Source organism: Brevibacillus sp. FSL K6-2834 (genome assembly GCF_038592925.1).
GTDB lineage: Bacteria > Bacillota > Bacilli > Brevibacillales > Brevibacillaceae > Brevibacillus > Brevibacillus borstelensis.
Genome location: NZ_CP151945.1, coordinates 5,106,995 through 5,128,786, shown reverse-complemented (window position 1 = coordinate 5,128,786; position 21,792 = coordinate 5,106,995). Strand labels below are relative to the sequence as shown.

Sequence of the window (21,792 nt, the reverse complement as noted above, 5' to 3'; positions counted from 1 at the left end):
AGAGTGTACAGGGAGGATGAAATATGGAGAAGGTACAGCAAGAAATTCGCATCGTTATTGTGGATGATCACCAACTGTTCCGTGAGGGTGTCAAGCGTATTTTGGAAATGGAAAAGGACTTTCAAGTCGTGGGAGAGGGCGCTGACGGAGAAGAAGCTTTCCGTCTGGCCGAGGACCACAAGCCCGACGTAGTCCTGATGGACATCAACATGCCAAATGTGAGCGGTGTTTCCGCTGCGGAACAAGTTATTTCCGTAAGTCCCGGCACTCGCGTCATCATGCTGTCGATCCACGACGATGAAGGATACGTATATCGTACGCTTCGCTCGGGGGCGTCAGGCTACTTGCTGAAAGAAATGGGCACGAACGATCTCGTCGAAGCGGTGCGTGTCGTCGCTTCGGGTGGAGCATACATACATCCAAAGGTAACCGGCAAGCTGATCGAGGAATTCCGCCGGTTGAGCGAGCAGGAAGGAACGAATGATCGCGGTATAGCCGTGGATGATGCGGAACCAATCGATCCGAAGGTAATTGAGTCGCTCACCCGCCGTGAACGCGAGGTTCTCCAGCTGATGGCGGAAGGGAAGAGCAACCGTGCGATCGGGGAGTTCCTGTTTATTAGTGAAAAGACGGTAAAAAACCACGTCAGCAGCATTTTGCAAAAGCTGAGCGTGCAGGACCGTACGCAAGCTGTAGTTATTTCCATCAAGAATGGCTGGGTAAAACTGTAGAGCAGCTTCTTTTCTGCTTGTGATTTGCCGTTTGGCAGCACCGTGTCCAAGCTATCCCGCATACCTTGATCGTAAGAGGAGGTATGACCGTGATGGAAGAGCTGGTCGTGTGGTTGCTGGCGGCATATGGGTGCTCCTCTTTACTTGTGGGATTGGCGAATTTCTGGATCAGGCGGACGACAAAAGATGTCCCTCCGACTTACGAGCACTATCGATTGCTGCTGTTCAATTCGGGGGATGTGGTGGAGCAAGCTGTCAGGAAGCTTCAATTCCACTCGTATTTGCGAGGAACCCCTATTTGCATTTCGTATCAAGATGATGGATCGGTTGACGATACCATCCGGATCATGACGGTGTTGGAACGGACAGACTACCCGTGCAGGGAAGATCGGGAAGGCGCGTTCGGCGAGCCCGTCATGACCATAGATCTTCGCCAGAAGGGCGAACAGGAGCGCGCGCAATAGCGCGCTTTTTTGCGTTTTCAGAGGGCTCTTGCTTTTCTATGAGAGTTCCAATGGGATTTCCGTAGAGATTTCTTTGCATCCCCTGCAGTCTTTTTGCAAACTGTCCATAACAACAATCGGCGGGGGTTGAGTCTATGCGGGAATACTTGCTCTACATCAAAGTGTCGGGGGGAGCGGCGCAAGCCCATATCACGCCGTGCTTTCAGGTAGATCAGGCATTTTGGCGGGAAAGGGAGGGGGCACAGCTGTATGTGATCGGCAAAAGCAAGTCACTGGCTCTCGCTTTTTCCCTGCGCGGAGAATTGAACAATGCGCTTGGAGATCATGCGTTTACGGAAAAAAGCGTGGACAGCTATCGCGCTCTCGCCTCCACTCACGTGAGAGAGGCTACTGTATTATACGGCAAGCAGGCAGCAGGCATGACTCCGATTGAAAAGGAATGGTTATCGCTTGAAAGTGTGGGGGGGAGCGGAGAACAAGCAGACACGCTTCCTTTGTCGCCTTCAAGCAAAGATACTTTGGAAGACACCGATGAACTGAAACGCGAATCCGAACGGCTGCTTGCATGGATGAGCGGGCGCGCTCTTTTGTGGGACGAGGTCGGTGTTCTTTTAAACAAAAAGGGATGGGCACCAAGGTCGCTGGAGTACTGCTTTCAGTGGATGATTCTCTCGGGAAAAGCAGAGCGGAGGCCGGGAATTGAGTGGAGAATAAGGAGGAGCTGGCTGCGACATCGCATGCTGTTCACGTGTGCGAGGTGCGGATCGGAGCAAACGATCGTGCTGACGCGCTGCCATTCATGCAGACAGGGGTGTGCCTACTGTACAGAGTGTCTGGATATGGGGCGAAGCAAATGCTGCACACCGTATTTCTGTGTCCCGAGGCAAAAGGCAAGCCAAGCTTATGAAGCTGTAAGTCCCGGAAAACTCTGTGAGCGGACGGTAAATCGTGGTTTCACCGGAGAGCGAATGGCGGGCACAAGCTATGAACGGAGAGCAGCTCTTCTCGACTGGCAAGGCACCTACTCGCCGATGCAAAAGATGGCTGCGGAAAAAGCGCGCCAGTTCGTTGCCTCGGACAGGCCGGGCCTCGGCGAGTTCTTGCTCTGGGCCGTATGCGGAGCGGGCAAGACGGAGCTGCTGTTTCCGTCAGTGGCTGAGACCTTGCGAGCTGGTGGACAGGTATTGATTGCTACTCCGCGAAAAGATGTGGTGCTCGAGCTGGCTCCACGGATCGCGAAAGTCTTTCCAAATGCCCGGGTGATTGCCGTCCACGGTTCCAGTACAGAAAAATGGGAGGACAGCGACATTACGATAGCGACCACCCATCAAGTCATGCGGTTTTATCATCGATTCCCGCTCGTTGTGCTTGACGAAGTGGACGCCTTCCCCTACCACAATAATCCGGTCTTGTACCGCGTCGTATCGCGAGCGGTGCAGCCCGGCGGCAAGATTTTGTACTTGAGCGCGACACCTCCGCGCTACCTGCAAAAGCGCTTGGTGCCCAAGCGAGCTCAATCGCATATGCATTCCCGGACGCATGTTCTTTTGCCGGGCAGGTATCATGGCTCGCCGCTGCCCGTCCCACTCGTTTGTACGGTCAGGGGATTGCATAAACATCTGTCAGCCGGCCGCTCCATTCGGCCTTTGCTAGAGACGCTGGCTGCGTCGCTGGATGGCGGACGCCAGGTCTTTGTGTTTGTCCCGCGAGTCGACCAGGTGCCCGTTGTTCTCGGTTATTTGCAACGGAGACTGCCGGGATACAGCCAAGCGATGGCAGGAGTCCATGCGGCAGATCCGGAGAGAGAGGAGAAGGTTCGCCTCTTTCGGGCCAAGCAATTGCTGGTAATGGTAACGACGACGATTCTGGAACGAGGGGTGACCATTCCACGCAGCGATGTCATTGTCGTCGGTACGGAAGCTCCTGTCTTTGATGAGGCATCACTCGTGCAAATTGCGGGTCGAGTGGGCAGGTCTAGCGACGCGCCAAGCGGTACAGTGCTTTTTATCGAAGAATACCGGACATCCGCATCCCGAGCGGCGATTCGGCAGATCAATCGGATGAACCAGCTTGCTGCCAGTCTGCAGCAGGCAGGAGGACAGTCATGAGCGGGGCCGCCTGTGTAAGCTGCGGTGGAATCGTTTCGGGACGACGCCGTGAAGAGCTCGTCGGGCGATGGAGTCGCGCTCTGTCACGGCCAGCCACATACCCCCGGATCTATCGGCTGGTCGACAGTCTGCCGTTGTGCAGCAGTTGTCTGGCAGAATGGCAAGTGATTGGCACTCTCATCTGTGAGTGTTGCGGTCGGGATATGGTTAATCAGGTGAGAAACGGGGAAAAGATGTATCAGTCCCCAATAGGAGCTGACTTCAGTCAGCAGGAGAGGAGGGTGTGCAAGGATTGCCTGGCTGTTCAGGAGAAAGGGAATTCTCTTCTGCGAAACAGAGGGCTGCTGCCCTATGACGAGTGTGGAAAGGCAATGCTCAGTCGCTTTAAATACCGCGGAGACGAGCGGATGGCTGCTTTCTTTAGCGCCTTGCTGGCCATTGAATACTATCGCAGCTATCATTCAGCGGGATTCTCCTGCCTGTCGGAAGTGCCTCTGCATGAAAGCAGGCTGTCTGATAGAGGGTTCAATCAGATGGAGCTGGTAGCGGATGGACTTTCAAAACGGATTGGCATACCGTACATTCCCCTGCTCAAACGATCAAAGCAGACGGCCAAGCTCAGTCAGCAGCGCGGCAAGAGAGAGCGGGAGGAGAATATGCGAGGGGCCTTTACCTGTATGTATACAGGCAGCCAAATCGGTGGAATCATCAGAAAACAGGTTCGCGAAGTCTTGATTGTTGACGATATTTATACGACTGGTTCCACATTGCGAGCGTGTGCTGCAGCGATTCGGGAAGCGCTGGGTCATACCTGTCAGGTGTCTGCTCTTACCTGCTTTCGATAACCCTGCAATTTAGTTGACCTTTTTCGAACAATCAGCGTTTCTTCTTGTACATTCGTCATTTTTCGATATGATGGTAGTATATCCAGTTTTTATCACAAATGAGACTCGGATCGGTTAAAGGAGTTGTCTTTATGTCTCTGGGCAAACTTTCCAACTGTTCGCGCTGCGATGCCCTGTTTGTACAGACTGTCCGTGATATTTGTCCCAAATGCTATCAGGCAGTGGAAAAGGAATACGAAGAGTGTGCCAAGTTTTTACGGAAACGAGAAAATCGGGGAGCCAACATTCACCAGGTAAGCGAGGCAACAGGTGTCAGCGTCAAACAGATTACCAAATTTATTAAAGAAGGGCGCATCTCTATCGAGGGAAGCCCCAATCTTGGCTATCCTTGCGAAAGCTGCGGGTTTTTAATCCGCAGTGGAAACCTCTGCGATTCGTGTGTTCGCAGTCTGCAGCACGATATTACCCAGCAAAGTGAAGTAGACCGCAGATTGGAAGAGGAAAGACGGGAAAAACTAGCACAGGCCGCTTATCGAAGAAGGGCGAAACCTGGCGAATAGTTTTCGCGAAAAAACCTAATCGACCAAAGGGAAATTGCCGATGATACTACTAAGAGACAGTATCGTCGGTTTTCTTTTTTTCGTTCTCCATATGATGAAACGGCAGCAATGCGGAGACGAATGGATTGCCAAGTTTTTTCGGTTTGAGAGGATGGGTAATAGATGCGAATTAACGAACCTAATCGTACAGGCATGATCAAAGCATACAACAACACGGGAAAGGCTCCTGCGGCCAAAAACGGGCGTATCCCGATGGGCAAGGACGAGGTCAACATTTCGAATGAAGCGCTGGAAATGTTGAAACAGGTGGAAGACCCCCAGTCTCCTGAACGGAGAGAAAAGGTAAACAACCTGAAGAAGCAGGTGGAAGAGGGAACGTACAAGGTCCCAAGCGACAAGATCGCAGAGAAGTTCCTCTCCTTCTGGCGCAAGCTGTAGGGCTGAGGAGATCAACGGAGTGGAGGGAGCAGCATGGCGAAATGGAGCAACCTCTACGAGCTGCTCGACAACTTGATCGAGCTGCATAAGGCGTTGCAGACGTTGGCGGTGCAAAAAAAGGAAGTCTTAATCAAAGGCGACGTGGATCAGCTGCTGGCCATTACCACTCAGGAGAAAAAGCTGATCAAAGCCGTGAGTGCGGCCGAGGACACGCGCCAATCTCTCGTTGCCCAAATGTTTGCCGAGCAAGGCATTCACCGCGACAACGGCACCCTGGCGGAATTGATCAAGCTGACGACCAGCCCGGAAGAGAAGGCCCGCTTGATGAAGGCTCGGGATGAGTTGACGCGAATTATTTCCGAACTGCGTAAAGCGAACGAATTGAATCAGCAGCTGCTGGAGCAGTCTCTTTCATTTGTAAATATGACTCTGGATCTGGTGACAGACTCGCCGGAGGATGACTTTTTTTACGGCAGGACTGCCAGGTCGGATGGGTATCGAAATCATGCACGGACGTTTTTTAACAAAAAGGCATGATGAAAATAAAGTAAAGAGGTGCCGATATGCGCTCTACCTTTCACGGAATAGAAGTAAGCAAGCGCGGATTGTTCGCGCAGCAATCTGCCCTGAACACGACGGGACACAACATCTCAAATGCGAATACGGAAGGATATACGCGTCAGAGAGCCAATATGCAGGCGACCACGGGGCTTCCGTACCCTGGAATGATGGCAACGATTGAACCAGGCCTGCTGGGAACAGGGGTCAATGTCGTAAGCTTGCAACGATTGCGGGAAGATTTTCTTGATGTACAATATCGAAATGAAAACAAACGTCAGGGTTATTGGGAAGGCCGCATGGAGACCCTGGAGAAGCTGGAAGGCATTATGAATGAGCCGTCCGATACAGGACTCCAAAAAGTTATGGATCAAATGTGGCAGGCTTGGCAGGACCTAGCGAAGGATCCGACGAACACATCGGCCCGAGCTGTCGTCAGGGAGCGGTCGAAGGCGGTTGCCGATACGTTTAACGGTTTATATCGGCACCTTGAGGAAGTACAGCGTGATCTGGACAATGTGATCGGCATCAAAGCCATGGAGATTAACACGCTTGGTAAGCAAATTGCCGGTCTTAATCGTCAGATTTCAGATATAGTTCCACATGGATATCAACCCAATGATTTGTATGACCAGCGTGATGTCCTCCTGGACAAGCTATCTAAATTGGTTGAAATAAAAGTAACTCCAGGTCCTAACGGAGCGGTGAACGTCTCTGTCGAGAATCGTGATTTTGTAATTGGATCGGAATCTCAACCTGTAGCTACACAACAAAATCCGGATACCGGTCTTTTGGATCTTACTATCGGGGGAGAAACATTTGTCCCAACAACGGGATATATGGCTGGTGTCTACGAATCACGAGGAGAGATCGTTACCAACATGATGCATCGCTTGGATGTGTTGGCGGTTAATCTTACAAAGGAAATCAACGAAGTACATCGAAATGGTCGTAGTTTGAGTGATATCAAAAACGGCGGTGAACCCCAAGATCTCCCGTTTTTTGTGGATGTCAATGCTGCGGCGGGCTCGAAGGACTATCCGAAAGGTGCAGGCAGCATTGCCATTAACCCGGCCATTTTGGCTAGTCTGGATTCGATTGCGGCAGCACAGCCGGAACAAGGAAATACTGCGGTGGGCAATAACCAAAACGCTTTGGCTATCGCGGCGATCAAGTTTAGGGTATTGGAAGCTGGAACGGGAGTAAACGACCTAAAAGAAAGTTCTACGCTAGATGACTTTTATCGCTATACTATTGGACAACTGGGAGTTGATTCTCAGGAAGCAGCACGGAATCACACGAACTCGGAAATGATTGTAGGAACGATTGATAACCAAAGGCAGTCTGTTTCTGGAGTTTCCATTGATGATGAAATGGCAGAGTTGGTAAAGTATCAACATGCGTATAACGCATCTGCCCGTGTAATGACCAGTATGGATGAGATTTTGGATAAGGTTATTAACGGTATGGGTCGTGTCGGACTCTGATTAGATTAACGTTTTAGAGAAAAGAGGGAGTGGAATATGGCGATTCGTGTTACACAAAACATGTTGAACAGCAATATGCTACGCAATCTACACAAATCCATGTACAGTATGGACACAATGCAGCAGCAACTGTCTTCCGGTAAAAAAATTTCCCGCCCTTCCGAAGACCCTGTCGTAGCTACAAGGGGGATGTTTTACAGATCATCCTTAATGGAGAACGAACAGTATCAAAGAAACATAACTGAGGTCCAGTCATGGTTGGAGTTGTCCGATAAAGCTCTAGATGAAGCGGGTTCCATTTTGCATCGTGTACGGGAACTGGCAGTCAACTCAGGTAATAGTGCACTTGGACCTGATTCTCTTCAAGCCATGAGTAAAGAGATTGCACAGTTGAAGGAACATCTCGGCAGCGTCGCCAACCAGACATTAGGCGGGAAGTTTATCTTTGGTGGCAGCGACATTATGACACCGCCTTATGATGTAGATCAGGGAAAGTATGTGAGCAATAACAACAGCGAGATGATGCTGGAGGTTGGCACTGGAATCCTTGTTCCTATCAACGTGACAGGCCAGTCTGTGTTTAACCATACGGGTACAGATGGAAAAAATGTATTCGAATTATTGGACAAGATTGTAGCCGATTTAAAGGACGGTAAACCGGTTAACAACGAGTTGGGTAATCTTGATGAACAAATCGATAATTTATTGGCGGTTAGGTCAACATTAGGCGCTCGAACAAACCGTGTGGAACTCATTTCGGATCGTATGGAAAGAGAAGAGATTACCGTGGCAGAAGGAATGTCCAAAAACGAAGATGCGGACATTGCTGAAGTCATTACAAATCTCAAGACACAGGAAAATGTTCATAGAGCTGCGCTTGGAGCGGGCGCTCGGATAATACAACCGTCATTGCTTGATTTCTTGCGGTAATCGCTTTAGGAGCGAAATTTTATGCGACTTCCTCATATAAGCATGACACAAACAAATGCGAAGATAGGCCTTGATATTAAGAAGCCAGTACAGGAAATCAGGCAGCCCCAGGCCGAGTTGAACATGCGGCAGGAGTGGGCTATTCTGGAGATTCGGCGTGAGCCCGGTAAATTGTCCATTGATACCAGTGAAGCCCAAGCCAATCTCGACCTGCGCGGTCCCCTGCGGAGAATGATGGATTACGCAAAATACGGACAGCAGAAGGCAATGGAAGCGATTGGACGGATCAGTATGGATGGTGATTGGCTGGCGTCCATTGAGCAAAGAGGGGCGGATCCGATTCCTGAAATCGCTTTTGCAGAGAGCGGTATTTACCAAAATACAGAGATCATTGCAGCGGGATCGATTATTGGAGACGGTATCGAGATACAATATGAACCAGGAAAAACAACAATAGATGTACAAGCACGCGGCGTGAGGATGAATCCTGAAATCAAGAAACCGATTCTTGATTATAGACGGGGGCAAATTGACGGATACATTCTGCAAAAGAATAGTTTAAAGATCGAAGTGATCGGTTTGAATGTAGACCAGTTGTTTTGAAAAAGGAGCGGTATAGATGACAGAACATGGGATGCAGGCAAGAAGCTTGGTATTTCAGGACGGAGTCCCCGGATTTCCCCAGCTCCGCCGTTTTCAACTGACCACAGTGGAGCCAGATGGGCCATTTTTTTCCTTGCAGTCATTGGAGGATGAGCAGATAGGTTTTTGGGCGATTGATCCGTTTCCCTTTTTTCCTCAGTACGAGTTTACTCTCTCAGAGCAAGTAAAAGCACAGCTTCAAATTGAGGAGGATACTCCTGTATTTGTATGTAATGTGGTCTCTATGAGAGACGAGGGCCAGATCACTGTTAATTTAAAGGCGCCCATCATTGTAAATGAAGCAACACAAATGGCCAAGCAAATCATTTTAAACGGGGATCAGTATGAAATTCGCCAGCCTCTGATGAAAATTCAAGTGAATGCAACCAGTGGAGCAGGTGGATCATGCTAGTATTATCCAGGAAAAAGAACGAGTCGGTGATTATTGGGGATCATATTGAGATCAAAGTGGTAGCGATCGAAGGAGATGTCGTAAAAATCGGGATCGAGGCACCCCGTGATGTAGAAGTGTATCGTCAAGAAATTTACTTGGCGATTAAGGAAGAAAACCGCCTTGCTTCAAAAAGTAAACTAGACTTTGCCCATCTAAAAGAGTGGATGAACAACGGATATGATACGAAATAACGTATCAGATTTTTTTTGTAGACGACAGTCAAAAAAAATATAGAGATCGGACGAAAAAGTCCTAAAAAACATGAATCAGGTTTCCGATAATAGAAATGTAGAGGAAAACGACCCAAGCGCGCGATTGAGTTGGTTTTCCACAAATCAATGAACCAACCACAGGGACGTGGTGGTGACAATCAAGGAGGAAATTAATATGCGTATTAACCACAATATTTCTGCTCTCAACACTCATCGTCAACTGACTGGAAACACCGGGATGGCTGCGAAATCGATGGAGAAACTGTCCTCCGGTCTTCGCATCAACCGTGCTGGCGATGATGCAGCAGGCCTGTCCATCTCCGAAAAAATGCGCGGACAAATTCGCGGTCTGGAAATGGCTCAAAAGAACTCCCAAGACGGCATCTCTTTGATCCAAACTGCTGAGGGAGCTTTGACTGAAACTCACGCTATTTTGCAACGTATGCGTGAGCTTGTTGTACAAGCAGGTAACACCGGTACTCAACAAACAGAGGATTTGAAATCTATCCAGGACGAACTGGATCAGCTGATTACAGAAATTGATGGAATTTCTAACCGTACAGAATTCAACGGTAAAAAACTGTTGGATGGAAGCCAAGCTTCTGGATTTACGTTCCAAATCGGTGCGAACGCTGGTCAACAATTGACTCTTAACATTGGTAAAATGGATGCTACTACACTGACAGTTAAAGATGTCAAAGTTGATGCAGCTACCTTTAGCTTTGATACTGAAGTAGCAAAAATCGACGCGGCAACTAAAGCTGTTTCCGCACAGCGTTCTGCTTTGGGTGCAACCCAAAACCGTCTGGAACATACAATCAACAACTTGGGAGCAGCTCAAGAAAACCTGACAGCAGCTGAGTCTCGTATCCGTGACGTCGACATGGCGAAAGAAATGATGGAACTGACGAAGAACAACATTCTGACTCAAGCTTCTCAAGCTATGCTGGCTCAAGCGAACCAAACTCCTCAAGGTGTTCTGCAGCTTCTGAGATAATCTAATATTTATTTTGAAAGACTCACTATAATATCACTTTTTTATAGTGAGTCTTTTTATTACGGTGGGGATATGATGCAAACAATAATTGTTTTGGCTGCAATTTCTTATGACAGCATGAAACAAAGGCCGCAGCATTTAGCGGAGGATTTAGCTCAAAGAGGGAAAATAGTTATTTTTGTTGATTTAAAATCAAGATATCATTACGTGGATGATAATATTGAAAATGCAGTAGAGAAGAATATCAAGAGTTTAAAGCAAGTTGGTGACAACTTATATGTATTAGACCAAACCCTTTTTGTAACAAAAGATGAGAAGAGTGTTATTTCCCGATTAATTGCAAAGCTAGGGGGATATTTTTGTTCCACCAATTGTATGTATCTAGTTACGTTTCCTGAGTGGGTTGATTATTTGGATGATATCTCCACAGAATCCTTACTTGTTTATGACTGCTTAGATGATTGGGAAGAATTCGCTCAAGACTTAGATGTAGGTTTGAAAGAAATATTAATATACAAAGAGCGCAAGTTATTTTGCATTAGTGATTATGTTACTGCGACGGCCAAAAGATTATACACAAAGGCTTCATATTACAATAATAATGTACATTATTTTCCTAACGGTGTAAAAGTAGATGACTTTCGTCAGACGGTTATTGAAATACCAAAGGATTTAAAAAATATCCCAGGTCCCATTGTTTTTTTTATGGGAGCCATTGCCGGTTGGGTAAGTCAAGAGTTAATTGCTTACATTGCTCAAATGCGTCCAAACTATTCTTTTGTTTTTGTGGGACCATCATGGACAACAAAGGAAAGACTCCCCAAAAGCAACAATCTCTATTTTTTGGGAGAAAAAAAATATTACGAGTTAGTAAACTATCTCAATCAGTCCGATGTTGCAATTATCCCCTTTAAAGAGAATGAATTAACAGCCAGTGTTACCCCCTTAAAATTTTTTGAGTATATCAGTGCCGGAGTTCCGGTAGTTTCTACAATGCTACCAGATTTGCTTGGCATACCAGGCGCATTCATTGCGAACAGTTATTCGGAATTCGTCGAGAAAATTGATTACTGCTTGGAAATGCAAAAAAACAAAAAAAGTTTACGAAGTGAAATAATAGAAGCAAGTCATAAGTTTGCTTGGGAAAAGCTTATTGATGATTGGATGGCCTATGATAGGGACCGTAACTATTCAAAGGATACCGAATCCTTTATAAAAGATTCTCTGGAACTCTACAGAGCAGCGGGAAATCACTGGATGATATTAAACGAACGCATGATTATGTGCAATCGTCTCAATTTATACAAAGAAACTATCGAGATAGGTGAATATCTGGTTCAGAATGATCTTCAAGTAAAATGGAACGAATTAGCATTGGCTTACTTCAAGTGCGGATTAAAAGAAAAGGCTGTTATTTGTTTGCAAAAACTGATTCAGCCACAAGCAAGGAAAAAGTACGAACTCAACTTTGACTATATAAATAAATATCTGCTTTGTAAAAAGGAAGAGTATTATCTTGAAGCTTTTCTGTTAAAGATCTGTAATAAGCATTCGGAAGCCATTACATTATTAGACCGATATTATGGACAGGAGCCTGATAATTTATTTTTAAAAGGGATGCTGGCTTCGCTTTATGCGGAACTGGGTGAGTTTTCAATTGCATTAGACGTTGCTATACAAACGATTGAAGCTGCACCTCATCGTATTACCGAAAATATAGAGTCTTATCTGCTAATCCTGTTAATTGATTATTTAATAGAACAAGGTCAGTACAAATTAGCTGAGGATCTTGCCTTTCTGCTTGGAAAATATAAATTGGACGACCTTATGGCAGAAAAGCTTGGGGCAGTATATTTGAATACGTACGCTCCCGAAAAAATATGAATTTATATTCATTGGAAACACTATATCAGAATCATGAAATGGAAGTGTCATAAATGCTTCAAGTTGTCGACAGAATTGGTTTTTTTATCAATACACCATTTCATTACTACTTGTATGAAGATACAATAAACTCTTTGCAAGAGAAAGGCTATACTTGCGATCTAATTTTAAATGATGATATATCGCACAATGAAGAATGGAGGGAAATGTATAACGGGACAGTTGAGTTTATAGAAAATATTGAACGGGACGATTTAGAAGCCTTTCCTTGCTCAGTGTTGCTGTTGAATGGAATAAAGTATAACTGTGTCGTGAGTCCGTACTATTTTTCGCAACTTTCCGATTTAGGTATCTTCAATGTAAGAATGATGTACGGAGTAGGTTTTGGATTAGAAAAAGAATCTTGGAATTTTAGTTATTGGAATGTGTTTTATGACATGATTCTAAATTATGGTCAGTATGATTACGAACGGACAAATATATTCAACTCCGGGAGAATTATTGGGAATCCAAAATTTGATCGATGGTTTAATAATCAAATCAATGTAGATTTAGTATTATCGAGTATGAAAAACTACGAACCGTCTAAGAAAACGGTACTCTATGCGCCTACATATGGGGAACATTCGTCTATTGACCAATGGTTAGATAAGCTCGAATTACTTCAAAAAGAATATAATGTTATTGTTAAACTACATCATGGTACAACAAGTTTACAATCTGAGTTCTCCCGAAGACAAAAAATCTACTCGATGTTTGACAATGTAAGAGACGATAGAACGAATACTCTAGATCTATTGAAAATTGCTGACATTGTCATTACTGATACGAGTGGTATGATTTTCGATTCACTTTTGGCTGGCAAGAAAACCATCATTTTAAACACAGATAGATCTGATAAATATAAGAGTAAAAGTCCGGAAGCGAATTTGTTAAGAGAAATAGTTACATCCTATGACATAGGATGTAGTTTAGAAACAAGTTTACAATCTATCTTTTCAGAGGAACCTTTGGAAGTTGATATGATGCAAAGCCTTATTGATAATTTCTTTGCTTTTAGGGATGGAAGATCGAGTGTAAGAGCAGCGGAAGCAATAATAGATACGGTTCAAAACCCAAAACAAAATATTCTAAGGGAAGATTTAAAAGAAAAGTTGAAGTTATAATTTGCTCATTTTTAATAATAATATGTAATCTCTCAACCGATTAACTACCACTTAGTTTAAAACAAGGTTGGGAGATTTTATTTTGTTTGAACTACGAACTACCAATTTTGTTTTCCGAGTTGGCCACAAGAAAGCGTGCCCCTGTCCGCCAGATGACCAAATAATGGGGCATCATAACTGAAAAGTTCGAATTACGTCACAAAGAAATTGCATCCTTAACTCCCTCTCTGTTTCTGTCGATAACAGAGATAGAGACAATTAACCGTTCCTCATCCCAAGGGAGTGATGATAGATGAGAATAATTCAATCTACTTCAGGTACCCAGCTTATACAAAACGATCAGCCATTGGAAATAAAAGAGGGAGAAGTATATTCAGTCAAAGTCAAAGAACGGATTTCTGATAAAGAAGCGATCGTCCAGATCAGGGGTAAAGATGTTCACGTTCAATTCGAAGGGAAGGTTCCTTCCGGAGAACGAGCAACCATCCAGGTAACAAACAGCCAAGGGCAGTTCCCTCAAGTCAAAACGGTTTTGGTCGCTGCTGGAAATACTGCCAGTGAGCCAGATGTGCAAACAGTATTAACCAGTATGGGCGAGAAGGCCACACAAGAACTGAAACAAGCTGCCAAAATATTATTGGATAATGGTATCCCTCTTAGTAAAGAATCCTTACGCGATGTAAAAGAATTTTTTGAGAGAGCGTCAGGTACAGTGCAACAGAAACTGGATACGATCCAAATGATAGCAAATAAAAAACTGAGCGTTACAAGTACACACCTGCGTTCTGTGCATGAAGCTTTGCATGGCCCCCCACTTACTAACGTGTTAACGGACTTTGGCAATAAGCCAACAACAAACAAGACTGCAAAGATCATATTACAGACGGAAACGAATCTTGATAAGGCTATTCAGCACATTCGTGATCATATTGTCAACAATCCTAGAGTAACGCCAGAAGTAGCGACTAAAGTGGAAAAAGCCGTGGTAGAAGCTATAAAGCTGCAACATGCGGGTCAGGAGACAGCAGCCAGGCAGCTTCTTCTACAAACACTGAGCCAGTTCAATAAAAGCATTGGAAAGAGTGACATTCCAACTCAATCGCAAAACCAAATGTCAACTCCTGGTATCTCTTTATTGAATGAAGGAAACGTGAATTTCATTCAATCAGATCTAAATCATCATCAAGACGCACTGTTGAACAAATTAATAAATTTGGTCCAACAAGAGCCCTCCATGGAACAAGCATTGCGGTTATTTACGGAACAATTTGGAGACCAAGCAAAAGGAAACCCTGACGCAGTATCAAAAGTCGAGAAAGCACTTGCTCAAGCAGTTACCTTGCAACAGATCGGTTGGGAACAGGTCGGAAGAGAACAAGTTCTCAAAGTTTTGGATCAAGTAGGACCAGATCTTTTTGCCGATCTCCGTGTAGGGTTAGATAAAGATACTTTACTTCTGGGCCAGTATGATTACGAAAGGATTTCTGACCTGCAAGCAGGAGCTTTTCTTGGTACGAGGGACTTAGTTGTTACAGAGATTACCAAGAAGTTGAGCCAAGCAGCTAGTGAATTTCAAACGGTAAAAAGAGAAATGGCGAGAAATATCAGCAACGTAATCCAGGTTATACAAACAAACAACAGTAATGTTTTTTCTGGTGTTAAGCCACTCCTGGAATCTACGATAGACATGCTCGACAAGTCAATTTTAAAAAGCGAGATCACGATGTTGACTGATATGGAGACTGAAAAGCAATTGATGAAAGCAAGCAGTCAATTGGCAGAGGCGAGAAGCCTTTTGACAAAAGGGGAAAACGGCAAGGCAATAGATGTTTTGCAGGGGGTCAAAGCAATGCTTGAGTCACTACAATGGAAGCCCTCCAATGTTAGGATACAGCACTTTTTGACAAGAAGCAGTATTTTTTCCGAGGAAGCCCCGTCAACACATCAATTCGCTAATCAGGTAGTTGACATTACGAATCACTTCCAAAACCACCCGCCTTCACCGCGGAACACGTTTGAATTTTTTCGTTCATTGGGGCTGAACTATGAAAGCGAAGTGGCACAGGCGTTGTCTTCCGGACAACCGGGTAGCAACCAGGACCTTCACAAAAATTTAAAAGTCGCTTTAATGCAGCTTGCAAAATCAGAAGATGGGGCGTTTTCTCCCCTGAATAACCATCATTCTGCCGAGCAGGCCCTCCATAATTTAAACGGCCAGCAGTTGCTTAGCAAATCGGAAGCGGGAAGCAATCTGCAAAGCATGTTCTTTCAATTGCCAGCAATGCTGGGAGACCGTTTGGAAAGCGTTAAACTTTATGTAAACTCAAAAAACAAAGGACAAAAAATCGATTGGGAAAACTGCAGTCTTTATTTCTTACTTGAGACGAAAAAAATGGGACCGACGGGCATTCTCATTTCTACGGTTGATCGAAATCTATCCATTACTATTAAAAATGACCAACAGGGAATGAAGGAAAGGTTGGAGCCAGTAGTAATGAAATGCAAAGAAAATTTGCAAGGGATAGGCTATAACATAGCTGGTGTAACCTTTACAAGATTAACGGAGGAGAAAGCAGGACACCAACAGCTACAGGCTCAAAATCCGGCTAAGGTAAATCGATTAACAGCCAGCCTGAATAGCCTGAAAGGATTTGATTTTAAAATATGATCCGGAAGTGGTTTAACCAAAAACAAAAGCGGGCTATGAACGGTCCCGTAGCTGCAGTAATTCGATACGATCAGGATCGTGACCAGGTCCCGGTAGTCGTTGCCCAGGGGAAAGGTCAAATTGCCCAGCATATAATCAATATGGCCAAAGAAAATGACATACCACTTCAAGAAGATTCACTGCTTGTGGAGAATTTAATCGATATGGACCTAGGTGACAACATACCGCCTCAACTGTATGCAGTGGTCGCTGAGGTACTATTGCTTATCGAGGAAATGGAGAAAAACACTGAAAAAAAGTACTAATAATACCGATAAATAAAAAGACAGGACATTCATTGGTGGTGAGACTGGTGATAGAAGTGCTTACACAGCAAGCCCTGCATCAAAAATCGTCACAAGAATTAACAAGCCTTTTATATCAGGCTTGTATTGATAAACTAGAAAAGGCTTCCTCTGCGATTAAGCTGCAAAATTACGAGGGAGCGAACCAACTTCTGCAAAACTGCAACGACATTTTGTATCGCTTGGGAGCTGGGATTAATTACGAAGCTGGAATTATTGCAGATCAGTTGGAAGCGATATATAGCTATATGGCGGACCGATTAATTGAAGCCAATCTAAAAAAAAGCAGTGCTCTCATTGAAGAAGTCCTTCAGTTATTAAAAATGATTGCTGACGCATGGAATGCGGCTCTAGAAAAGGGAGTAGACAATCATGGACCTGCTTTGAGAAGAAAAACAGCCATCTACGATCAGGACTTTCCTTATGATTATGGAACGGTGGATCGAAAGGAATAATTTGAAAAAAAGGAGAGGTGTACTTTATGAGGATCAACCATAATATCCAAGCTTTAAACGCTTATCGACAATTATCCCAAAATCAAGGTGTCGTCTCTAAGCATTTGGAAAAGCTGTCCTCCGGACTGCGGATTAACAGAGCGGCCGATGACGCTGCCGGGTTGGCTATCTCCGAGAAGATGCGCTCGCAAATCAGGGGTTTGGCTATGGCAGAACGAAATACAATGGATGGAATATCTCTGATTCAGACAGCCGAAGGTGCGCTTGGAACGACGCATGAAATTCTTCAGCGTATGAGGGAATTGGCGGTTCAAGCCGCAAACGGCACTTTGGAGGAGCCAGATAGAGCCGCCATTCAAAATGAGATTGACCAATTGACGTTGGAGATTGATCGGATAGCGACGACAACCCAATTCAATTCAAAGCCGTTGCTGCGGGGAGCAAAAGAAGGAAGAGCATTCGCAAGCTCAGATGCTGTTACATACACCAATTCCAACAACGGAACTTGGGAGGGAGTAATCACTGCTGATTCTACTTCCAAGGGAGCAGTGGAGCTGTTTTTGGAACCAGGCTTTGGCAACTTGACAGAAGCACAGGCAGATGGAATTACCTTTGAGATTAACGGAAAAATCTATGAATTAGATGTAACAGGCACAGGTACTACCGCTGGGGTCGGGGATAAGCATGTTGCTGTAAATATTGGTTCTTGGGCAACAGGAGGAGCCGATCCGGATGAAGATGCCAAAACAAATGTGAACGCTGTTCTGGCAGCCTTAAAAGATGCGATCATGAAAAATGATCCTACTTTTGACAGTGCGGCAAGTACCGTTGTTGATGCCGTCAACACTACACCAAGTGATGGTGCCTTTGATTCAAATACAGGAAAGCTCGTATTGAAAACAGTCAAGAACATGACACCGGATGAAGCTGAAACGGTCAATGTGGGTGCCAAGGACAATACGGGTGCCCCTCTATCTGGAGCCAAATTCTATGAAGAAGGCAAACCAACGACAACCGTTTCTACGTTGAAAGCCAATACGGACGCGACTGCAGAGAAAACCATTTCGCTTAGTTTTACAGAGACGCCAAAGGCCGGAGATATGCTTGTCATCGACGGTGTGACGATCATTTTTGATGACCAGTCTGCTACTGGTTACGACCCTGCCGCGAAAATATTGACTGTTGATGTTGCTAACAAGACTATGGATGAAGTTTTAAAAGACCTCGATAAACAGTTGACAAACATCACGTCAAACTATCCGAATGATTTGGCTGCGCTTAATTCTCATTCTATATCCGGCAACAGCCTAGTATTGTCTACGAAAAAAACTGATGATGGAAAATCATTTGGAGCTGGTAGCAACGGCTTGGATATTCGAATTTTTGACAAGGACTTTGTATCCACGGCTGGCCAGGAGTTGAAATTAAACATGCAGATTGGCGCAAATGCTTCCGAAAGCATGGAAGTTTCTATTGGTGTAATGGATGCGGCTGCTCTGGGCTTGGCTAGAGCTGCTGACCACAAGACAGAGATCACTACTCCAGGAGCAAATGCGGTAGCCGGTATTGATGTCTCTTCCAATCAAGAGGCCGCCAAAAATGCAATTTCCATTATTGACAATGCAATTCACAGGGTATCCGAAGAACGTTCAAAATTAGGTGCTTACCAAAATCGGATGGAACATACTGTTACAAATCTTAGCACGGCCAATGAAAACCTGACTGCTGCCGAGTCGCGCATTCGCGATGCTGACATGGCCATGGAAATGACCAATTTTACCAAAAACAATATTATTAATCAGGCTGCGACAGCTATGCTTGCCCAAGCAAATCAGCTGCCGCAAGGAATTCTTCAGTTGTTGAAATAATTGGGTACAGGGAGATAAGTTGAAGTTTGTGCTTATCTCCTTTAAATTTTCGCTTCCTAAAGTTATTTAGCAGTTTGAGTGTTATAGGGATCAATGGGCAATAGTCTAATATCTTCCATTCCCTTTTCCGATATAGTTAGTAACAACTATTCTCTAGGGGGAGTAACAATGGAAGTTCGTTTGCCTAATCAACCAGCTGCCGTTGTCTCAAAACCAACTGGTACAGGATTAAGCGAATCAGGACAAAAGCCAATTGATCGACAGCATGAGATGAGCAATGAACCGGGAAACCAGAATTCATCACAAGATCTGGAAAAGGTAATTGAAGGGTTGAACAAGTGGATACAGACGGAAAGTACCCATCTTCAGTTTCGCCTACATGATGAGTTGAATGAATACTACGTAGAAGTAGTCAATGACCAAACAAACGAAGTGATTCGACAGATCCCGTCAAAAAAAGTTCTCGATATTGCTGCAAAAATGCATGAGATGGTCGGTTTATTAGTAGATGAAAAGAGATAGGAGGGACTATACATCATGAGCACTATGCGTATTAGTGGTCTGGCATCAGGTATGGATACGGAACAAATGGTCAAGGACCTTATGAAAGTAAGGCGTGCCCCGCTAGATAAGCTTCTGCAAAAAAAACAACAGGAAGAGTGGAGACGAGACAGCTATCGGGAAATAAACGCCATGTTTCTGGATTTAAAGAACAAAATGTTCGACATGAAACTCAAAGGCACGTATTCCAAATATAAAGTAACCTCTTCCAATGAATCTGTCGTCAGCGCAAAGGCCGTTAACACAGGTACCAATATTACATCCCAAATGAAGGTTAGCTCGTTAGCCGAAATATCAAGTCAAAAGAGTACTGATGACCTCTCAGCCGATCCTAATAAAAAAATTGATCCAAACGCGAAGCTGATTGATGAAATAAATAACGGTAAATTTAAAAATGCCGATTTTGGAACACAGGCAGCTGACGGCACCTATTCTTTTACACTTGAGGTTTTTCAACCGGATGGCACGATGTCCAAACCAACCACCTTTACGTTTGACCCTAAGACAGAATCACTGAATGATGTATTGAAAAAAGTGAATGCATCTGGTTTGGGTGTTACTATGTTTTATGATGCTTCTTCGGATAAGATCTCGATGGCCACAAATCATACCGGGGACAATAAGAACGGCAGCGAGATTATTGTAGGTGGGAATTTTTTAACGAAAGCATTAAGCCTTACAGATGCAAACACAGGGAAGAACGCTCAATTCACTATCAATGGTCTGGATACTGAGCGAACCTCCAATACCTTTACGATTAACGGCATGGAATATACCCTGAAATCACCAGGTGACGCCACTGTTTCCACTGCAACTGATGTTGATGGCATCTATGATACAATCAAAGGGTTTGTCGATAAATACAATGAGATCATTGAGAAGGTCAACTCTAAATTAGTAGAAAAACAATATCGGGACTACACTCCTTTATTGGCTGAGCAAAAAGAAGAAATGTCGGAAAAGCAGATCGAATTATGGGAAGAAAAGGCAAAAAGTGGCCTTATGCGCTCCGATACGATTCTTTCATCTGCACTTAGTGATATGCGGCGTGCCTTGTACACGCCAGTTGCCGGTGTATCTGATCCGAAATTCGATACACTCTTTGAAATAGGTATCACCACCAAGAGTTATGAAGAAAACGGGAAATTGCATATCGATGAAAAAAAATTGCGCGAAGCCATCAGCCAAAACGGAAGCAAAGTAGTTGAGTTGTTCACTAAAACTCCGAACACCGATCCGGCGACTTTTGAAGACCTTGGAATTGCAACGCGTCTATATAATTCACTGAATGCATCCATGGAAAAAATCACAGAAAAAGCGGGAAGTAATGCCTACCAAGTAGATAATAGTGTCATCGGCAAAGGACTTGTTCGACTCAATAAGGATATAAATAATTGGGAGAAGCGATTAAAGGAAATTGAAGCTCGTTATTGGAAGCAATTCACCGCTATGGAACAAGCAATCCAAAAAGCCAATTCGCAAAGCGGCTGGCTTGCGCAACAATTTGGTGGAGGAATGTGAGAATAAAAGGAGTTGTATGAAATGGCGTATCAACAACCTGCGCAGGCTTACCAAAACAATTCAGTCAACACAGCGTCACCTGCTGACCTCACATTGATGTTGTACAATGGCGCGTTAAAATTCATTAAGTTAACTAAAATGGAAATTGCGGAGAAACGTTATAACACAGCCCACGAATACAATATAAGAGTACAGGATATTATTCGAGAATTGATGCTGACTTTAGACCACCAATATCCGGTTGCGGAGCAGATGAACCGCTTGTATGAGTATCTTCACAAGCGATTGATCGAAGCAAATGTGAAAAAAGATACTACAATTTTGGATGAAGTTGAAGACTTTATCGCCCAATTTCGGGATGCATGGAAGCAAGCAGTCGTATTAGCAAAAAAACAGGGACAGGCACTGTAGAGATGGCAGAGAAGAACCAGATGGAGAACCTGGAAAACCTGGAAAACCTGTTCAGACAGTTATTGTCGATTTCTCTCGAATGGGAACAGGCAGTGCTTCAGGACGATGCAGACCCCGACCTATGGATCAACATACTGGAGAAACGGGAACAAGTAATCGTGCAAATTTCGGGTGAGATGAAGGCAGGAGCTGCGGTCCAAGAAGAATGGACGAAGCAGTATTTGGAGCCAGTATTTAAATTGAATCGGCGACTACTCCCAATCATGGAAGAGAAGAAACAAAATCTTTCGGATAAGATGAATCAGGTGCAGCGGAGCAAAACGGTTAACAATCAGTATTTAGGGTACAGAGCAGCGGCTTATGGGGCTTTTTTTGACACCAAGAAATAGATTGGAAATGCAAACCATCGAATTGGTTTAATAATTTATTTTATCAACCAACCAGCGTCTGTTTACAGCGAAGGTTGGTTTTTTTACATCGGCTATACT

Annotated in this window: 23 protein-coding genes; all 23 read left to right on the top strand. The window is 44.6% G+C overall.

Going from position 1 to position 21,792, the window contains the following annotated elements; translation table 11 throughout:
• Positions 1-23 precede the first annotated feature (23 nt).
• The 23 genes from NST96_RS24905 (at position 24) to NST96_RS24795 (ending at position 21,693) form a co-directional block, all read left to right on the top strand.
• Positions 24-731, top strand: coding sequence for a response regulator transcription factor (locus NST96_RS24905; protein WP_003388337.1), 708 nt, complete (start codon positions 24-26; stop codon positions 729-731).
• An 89-nt stretch (positions 732-820) separates the two neighbouring features.
• On the top strand, positions 821-1,195 hold the full coding sequence (locus NST96_RS24900; protein WP_141334254.1) for a glycosyltransferase family 2 protein: 375 nt from the start codon (positions 821-823) through the stop codon (positions 1,193-1,195).
• Between the two features lie 134 nt (positions 1,196-1,329).
• Complete coding sequence (locus NST96_RS24895; RefSeq protein WP_342404955.1) at positions 1,330-3,303, top strand: helicase-related protein; 1,974 nt, start codon at positions 1,330-1,332, stop codon at positions 3,301-3,303.
• Positions 3,300-4,148 (top strand): ComF family protein, encoded by an 849-nt coding sequence (locus NST96_RS24890; protein WP_031932647.1) that lies wholly within the window; start codon positions 3,300-3,302, stop codon positions 4,146-4,148. Before NST96_RS24895 ends, NST96_RS24890 begins: the two co-directional genes overlap by 4 nt.
• 131 nt (positions 4,149-4,279) lie before the next feature.
• Positions 4,280-4,708: a TIGR03826 family flagellar region protein gene (locus NST96_RS24885; RefSeq protein ID WP_024984135.1), complete on the top strand. Its 429-nt coding sequence runs from the start codon at positions 4,280-4,282 to the stop codon at positions 4,706-4,708.
• Positions 4,709-4,870: 162 nt separating this feature from the next.
• Complete coding sequence (flgM, locus tag NST96_RS24880; protein WP_342404954.1) at positions 4,871-5,146, top strand: flagellar biosynthesis anti-sigma factor FlgM; 276 nt, start codon at positions 4,871-4,873, stop codon at positions 5,144-5,146.
• Between the two features lie 33 nt (positions 5,147-5,179).
• Positions 5,180-5,683, top strand: a complete 504-nt coding sequence (locus tag NST96_RS24875; RefSeq protein WP_342404953.1) for a flagellar protein FlgN — start codon at positions 5,180-5,182, stop codon at positions 5,681-5,683.
• Between the two features lie 26 nt (positions 5,684-5,709).
• Entirely contained in the window at positions 5,710-7,191 is a 1,482-nt protein-coding gene (flgK, locus tag NST96_RS24870) for a flagellar hook-associated protein FlgK (protein ID WP_243014843.1), read from the top strand.
• A 36-nt stretch (positions 7,192-7,227) separates the two neighbouring features.
• Positions 7,228-8,121: a flagellar hook-associated protein FlgL gene (gene flgL, locus NST96_RS24865; protein WP_172921178.1), complete on the top strand. Its 894-nt coding sequence runs from the start codon at positions 7,228-7,230 to the stop codon at positions 8,119-8,121.
• Positions 8,122-8,142: 21 nt separating this feature from the next.
• Positions 8,143-8,724 carry a DUF6470 family protein gene (locus NST96_RS24860; RefSeq protein WP_243014841.1) on the top strand — a complete coding sequence of 194 codons (582 nt, stop codon included), beginning with the start codon at positions 8,143-8,145 and terminating at the stop codon, positions 8,722-8,724.
• Between the two features lie 16 nt (positions 8,725-8,740).
• Positions 8,741-9,175 carry a flagellar assembly protein FliW gene (locus NST96_RS24855; protein WP_172921176.1) on the top strand — a complete coding sequence of 145 codons (435 nt, stop codon included), beginning with the start codon at positions 8,741-8,743 and terminating at the stop codon, positions 9,173-9,175.
• Positions 9,169-9,408, top strand: coding sequence for a carbon storage regulator CsrA (csrA, locus tag NST96_RS24850; RefSeq protein ID WP_172921175.1), 240 nt, complete (start codon positions 9,169-9,171; stop codon positions 9,406-9,408). The genes NST96_RS24855 and csrA overlap by 7 nt, the downstream gene beginning before the upstream one ends.
• A 196-nt stretch (positions 9,409-9,604) precedes the next feature.
• Positions 9,605-10,426: a flagellin Hag gene (gene hag, locus NST96_RS24845; protein ID WP_243014840.1), complete on the top strand. Its 822-nt coding sequence runs from the start codon at positions 9,605-9,607 to the stop codon at positions 10,424-10,426.
• Between the two features lie 75 nt (positions 10,427-10,501).
• Positions 10,502-12,310: a glycosyltransferase gene (locus NST96_RS24840; RefSeq protein ID WP_243014839.1), complete on the top strand. Its 1,809-nt coding sequence runs from the start codon at positions 10,502-10,504 to the stop codon at positions 12,308-12,310.
• Positions 12,311-12,363: 53 nt separating this feature from the next.
• Positions 12,364-13,476: a CDP-glycerol glycerophosphotransferase family protein gene (locus NST96_RS24835; RefSeq protein WP_243014838.1), complete on the top strand. Its 1,113-nt coding sequence runs from the start codon at positions 12,364-12,366 to the stop codon at positions 13,474-13,476.
• A 292-nt stretch (positions 13,477-13,768) separates the two neighbouring features.
• Positions 13,769-16,144, top strand: coding sequence for a DUF6240 domain-containing protein (locus tag NST96_RS24830; protein ID WP_243014837.1), 2,376 nt, complete (start codon positions 13,769-13,771; stop codon positions 16,142-16,144).
• Positions 16,141-16,449, top strand: a complete 309-nt coding sequence (locus tag NST96_RS24825; RefSeq protein WP_243014836.1) for an EscU/YscU/HrcU family type III secretion system export apparatus switch protein — start codon at positions 16,141-16,143, stop codon at positions 16,447-16,449. Before NST96_RS24830 ends, NST96_RS24825 begins: the two co-directional genes overlap by 4 nt.
• Before the next feature lie 47 nt (positions 16,450-16,496).
• The gene (gene fliS, locus NST96_RS24820) at positions 16,497-16,943 is read left to right on the top strand and encodes a flagellar export chaperone FliS (protein WP_243014835.1); all 447 of its coding nucleotides are present in this window, start codon (positions 16,497-16,499) and stop codon (positions 16,941-16,943) included.
• A gap of 26 nt (positions 16,944-16,969) precedes the next feature.
• A complete protein-coding gene (locus NST96_RS24815; RefSeq protein WP_243014834.1) occupies positions 16,970-18,811 on the top strand; it encodes a flagellin in 1,842 nt (613 codons plus the stop codon).
• Positions 18,812-18,979: 168 nt separating this feature from the next.
• Entirely contained in the window at positions 18,980-19,333 is a 354-nt protein-coding gene (gene flaG, locus NST96_RS24810; RefSeq protein WP_279041575.1) for a flagellar protein FlaG, read from the top strand.
• Positions 19,334-19,348: 15 nt separating this feature from the next.
• A complete protein-coding gene (locus NST96_RS24805; protein WP_243014833.1) occupies positions 19,349-20,893 on the top strand; it encodes a flagellar hook-associated protein 2 in 1,545 nt (514 codons plus the stop codon).
• 21 nt (positions 20,894-20,914) lie between these two features.
• Positions 20,915-21,304 carry a flagellar export chaperone FliS gene (fliS, locus tag NST96_RS24800; RefSeq protein WP_243014832.1) on the top strand — a complete coding sequence of 130 codons (390 nt, stop codon included), beginning with the start codon at positions 20,915-20,917 and terminating at the stop codon, positions 21,302-21,304.
• Positions 21,305-21,306: 2 nt separating this feature from the next.
• A complete protein-coding gene (locus NST96_RS24795) occupies positions 21,307-21,693 on the top strand; it encodes a hypothetical protein (RefSeq protein ID WP_243014831.1) in 387 nt (128 codons plus the stop codon).
• The last annotated feature ends 99 nt before the right edge of the window (positions 21,694-21,792 follow it).

What these genes read in the sequence shown, in the direction of transcription:
- flgK (WP_243014843.1), top strand. Translation starts at nt 5,710, where the DNA reads ATGCGCTCTACCTTTCACGGAATAGAAGTAAGCAAGCGCGGATTGTTC.
- NST96_RS24885 (WP_024984135.1), top strand. Translation starts at nt 4,280, where the DNA reads ATGTCTCTGGGCAAACTTTCCAACTGTTCGCGCTGCGATGCCCTGTTT.
- NST96_RS24815 (WP_243014834.1), top strand. Translation starts at nt 16,970, where the DNA reads ATGAGGATCAACCATAATATCCAAGCTTTAAACGCTTATCGACAATTA.
- NST96_RS24835 (WP_243014838.1), top strand. Translation starts at nt 12,364, where the DNA reads ATGCTTCAAGTTGTCGACAGAATTGGTTTTTTTATCAATACACCATTT.
- NST96_RS24895 (WP_342404955.1), top strand. Translation starts at nt 1,330, where the DNA reads ATGCGGGAATACTTGCTCTACATCAAAGTGTCGGGGGGAGCGGCGCAA.
- NST96_RS24855 (WP_172921176.1), top strand. Translation starts at nt 8,741, where the DNA reads ATGACAGAACATGGGATGCAGGCAAGAAGCTTGGTATTTCAGGACGGA.
- NST96_RS24860 (WP_243014841.1), top strand. Translation starts at nt 8,143, where the DNA reads ATGCGACTTCCTCATATAAGCATGACACAAACAAATGCGAAGATAGGC.
- fliS (WP_243014832.1), top strand. Translation starts at nt 20,915, where the DNA reads ATGGCGTATCAACAACCTGCGCAGGCTTACCAAAACAATTCAGTCAAC.
- NST96_RS24825 (WP_243014836.1), top strand. Translation starts at nt 16,141, where the DNA reads ATGATCCGGAAGTGGTTTAACCAAAAACAAAAGCGGGCTATGAACGGT.
- NST96_RS24830 (WP_243014837.1), top strand. Translation starts at nt 13,769, where the DNA reads ATGAGAATAATTCAATCTACTTCAGGTACCCAGCTTATACAAAACGAT.
- flgL (WP_172921178.1), top strand. Translation starts at nt 7,228, where the DNA reads ATGGCGATTCGTGTTACACAAAACATGTTGAACAGCAATATGCTACGC.
- NST96_RS24875 (WP_342404953.1), top strand. Translation starts at nt 5,180, where the DNA reads ATGGCGAAATGGAGCAACCTCTACGAGCTGCTCGACAACTTGATCGAG.
- NST96_RS24840 (WP_243014839.1), top strand. Translation starts at nt 10,502, where the DNA reads ATGCAAACAATAATTGTTTTGGCTGCAATTTCTTATGACAGCATGAAA.
- flaG (WP_279041575.1), top strand. Translation starts at nt 18,980, where the DNA reads ATGGAAGTTCGTTTGCCTAATCAACCAGCTGCCGTTGTCTCAAAACCA.
- flgM (WP_342404954.1), top strand. Translation starts at nt 4,871, where the DNA reads ATGCGAATTAACGAACCTAATCGTACAGGCATGATCAAAGCATACAAC.
- NST96_RS24805 (WP_243014833.1), top strand. Translation starts at nt 19,349, where the DNA reads ATGAGCACTATGCGTATTAGTGGTCTGGCATCAGGTATGGATACGGAA.
- hag (WP_243014840.1), top strand. Translation starts at nt 9,605, where the DNA reads ATGCGTATTAACCACAATATTTCTGCTCTCAACACTCATCGTCAACTG.
- NST96_RS24890 (WP_031932647.1), top strand. Translation starts at nt 3,300, where the DNA reads ATGAGCGGGGCCGCCTGTGTAAGCTGCGGTGGAATCGTTTCGGGACGA.
- csrA (WP_172921175.1), top strand. Translation starts at nt 9,169, where the DNA reads ATGCTAGTATTATCCAGGAAAAAGAACGAGTCGGTGATTATTGGGGAT.
- NST96_RS24905 (WP_003388337.1), top strand. Translation starts at nt 24, where the DNA reads ATGGAGAAGGTACAGCAAGAAATTCGCATCGTTATTGTGGATGATCAC.
- NST96_RS24795 (WP_243014831.1), top strand. Translation starts at nt 21,307, where the DNA reads ATGGCAGAGAAGAACCAGATGGAGAACCTGGAAAACCTGGAAAACCTG.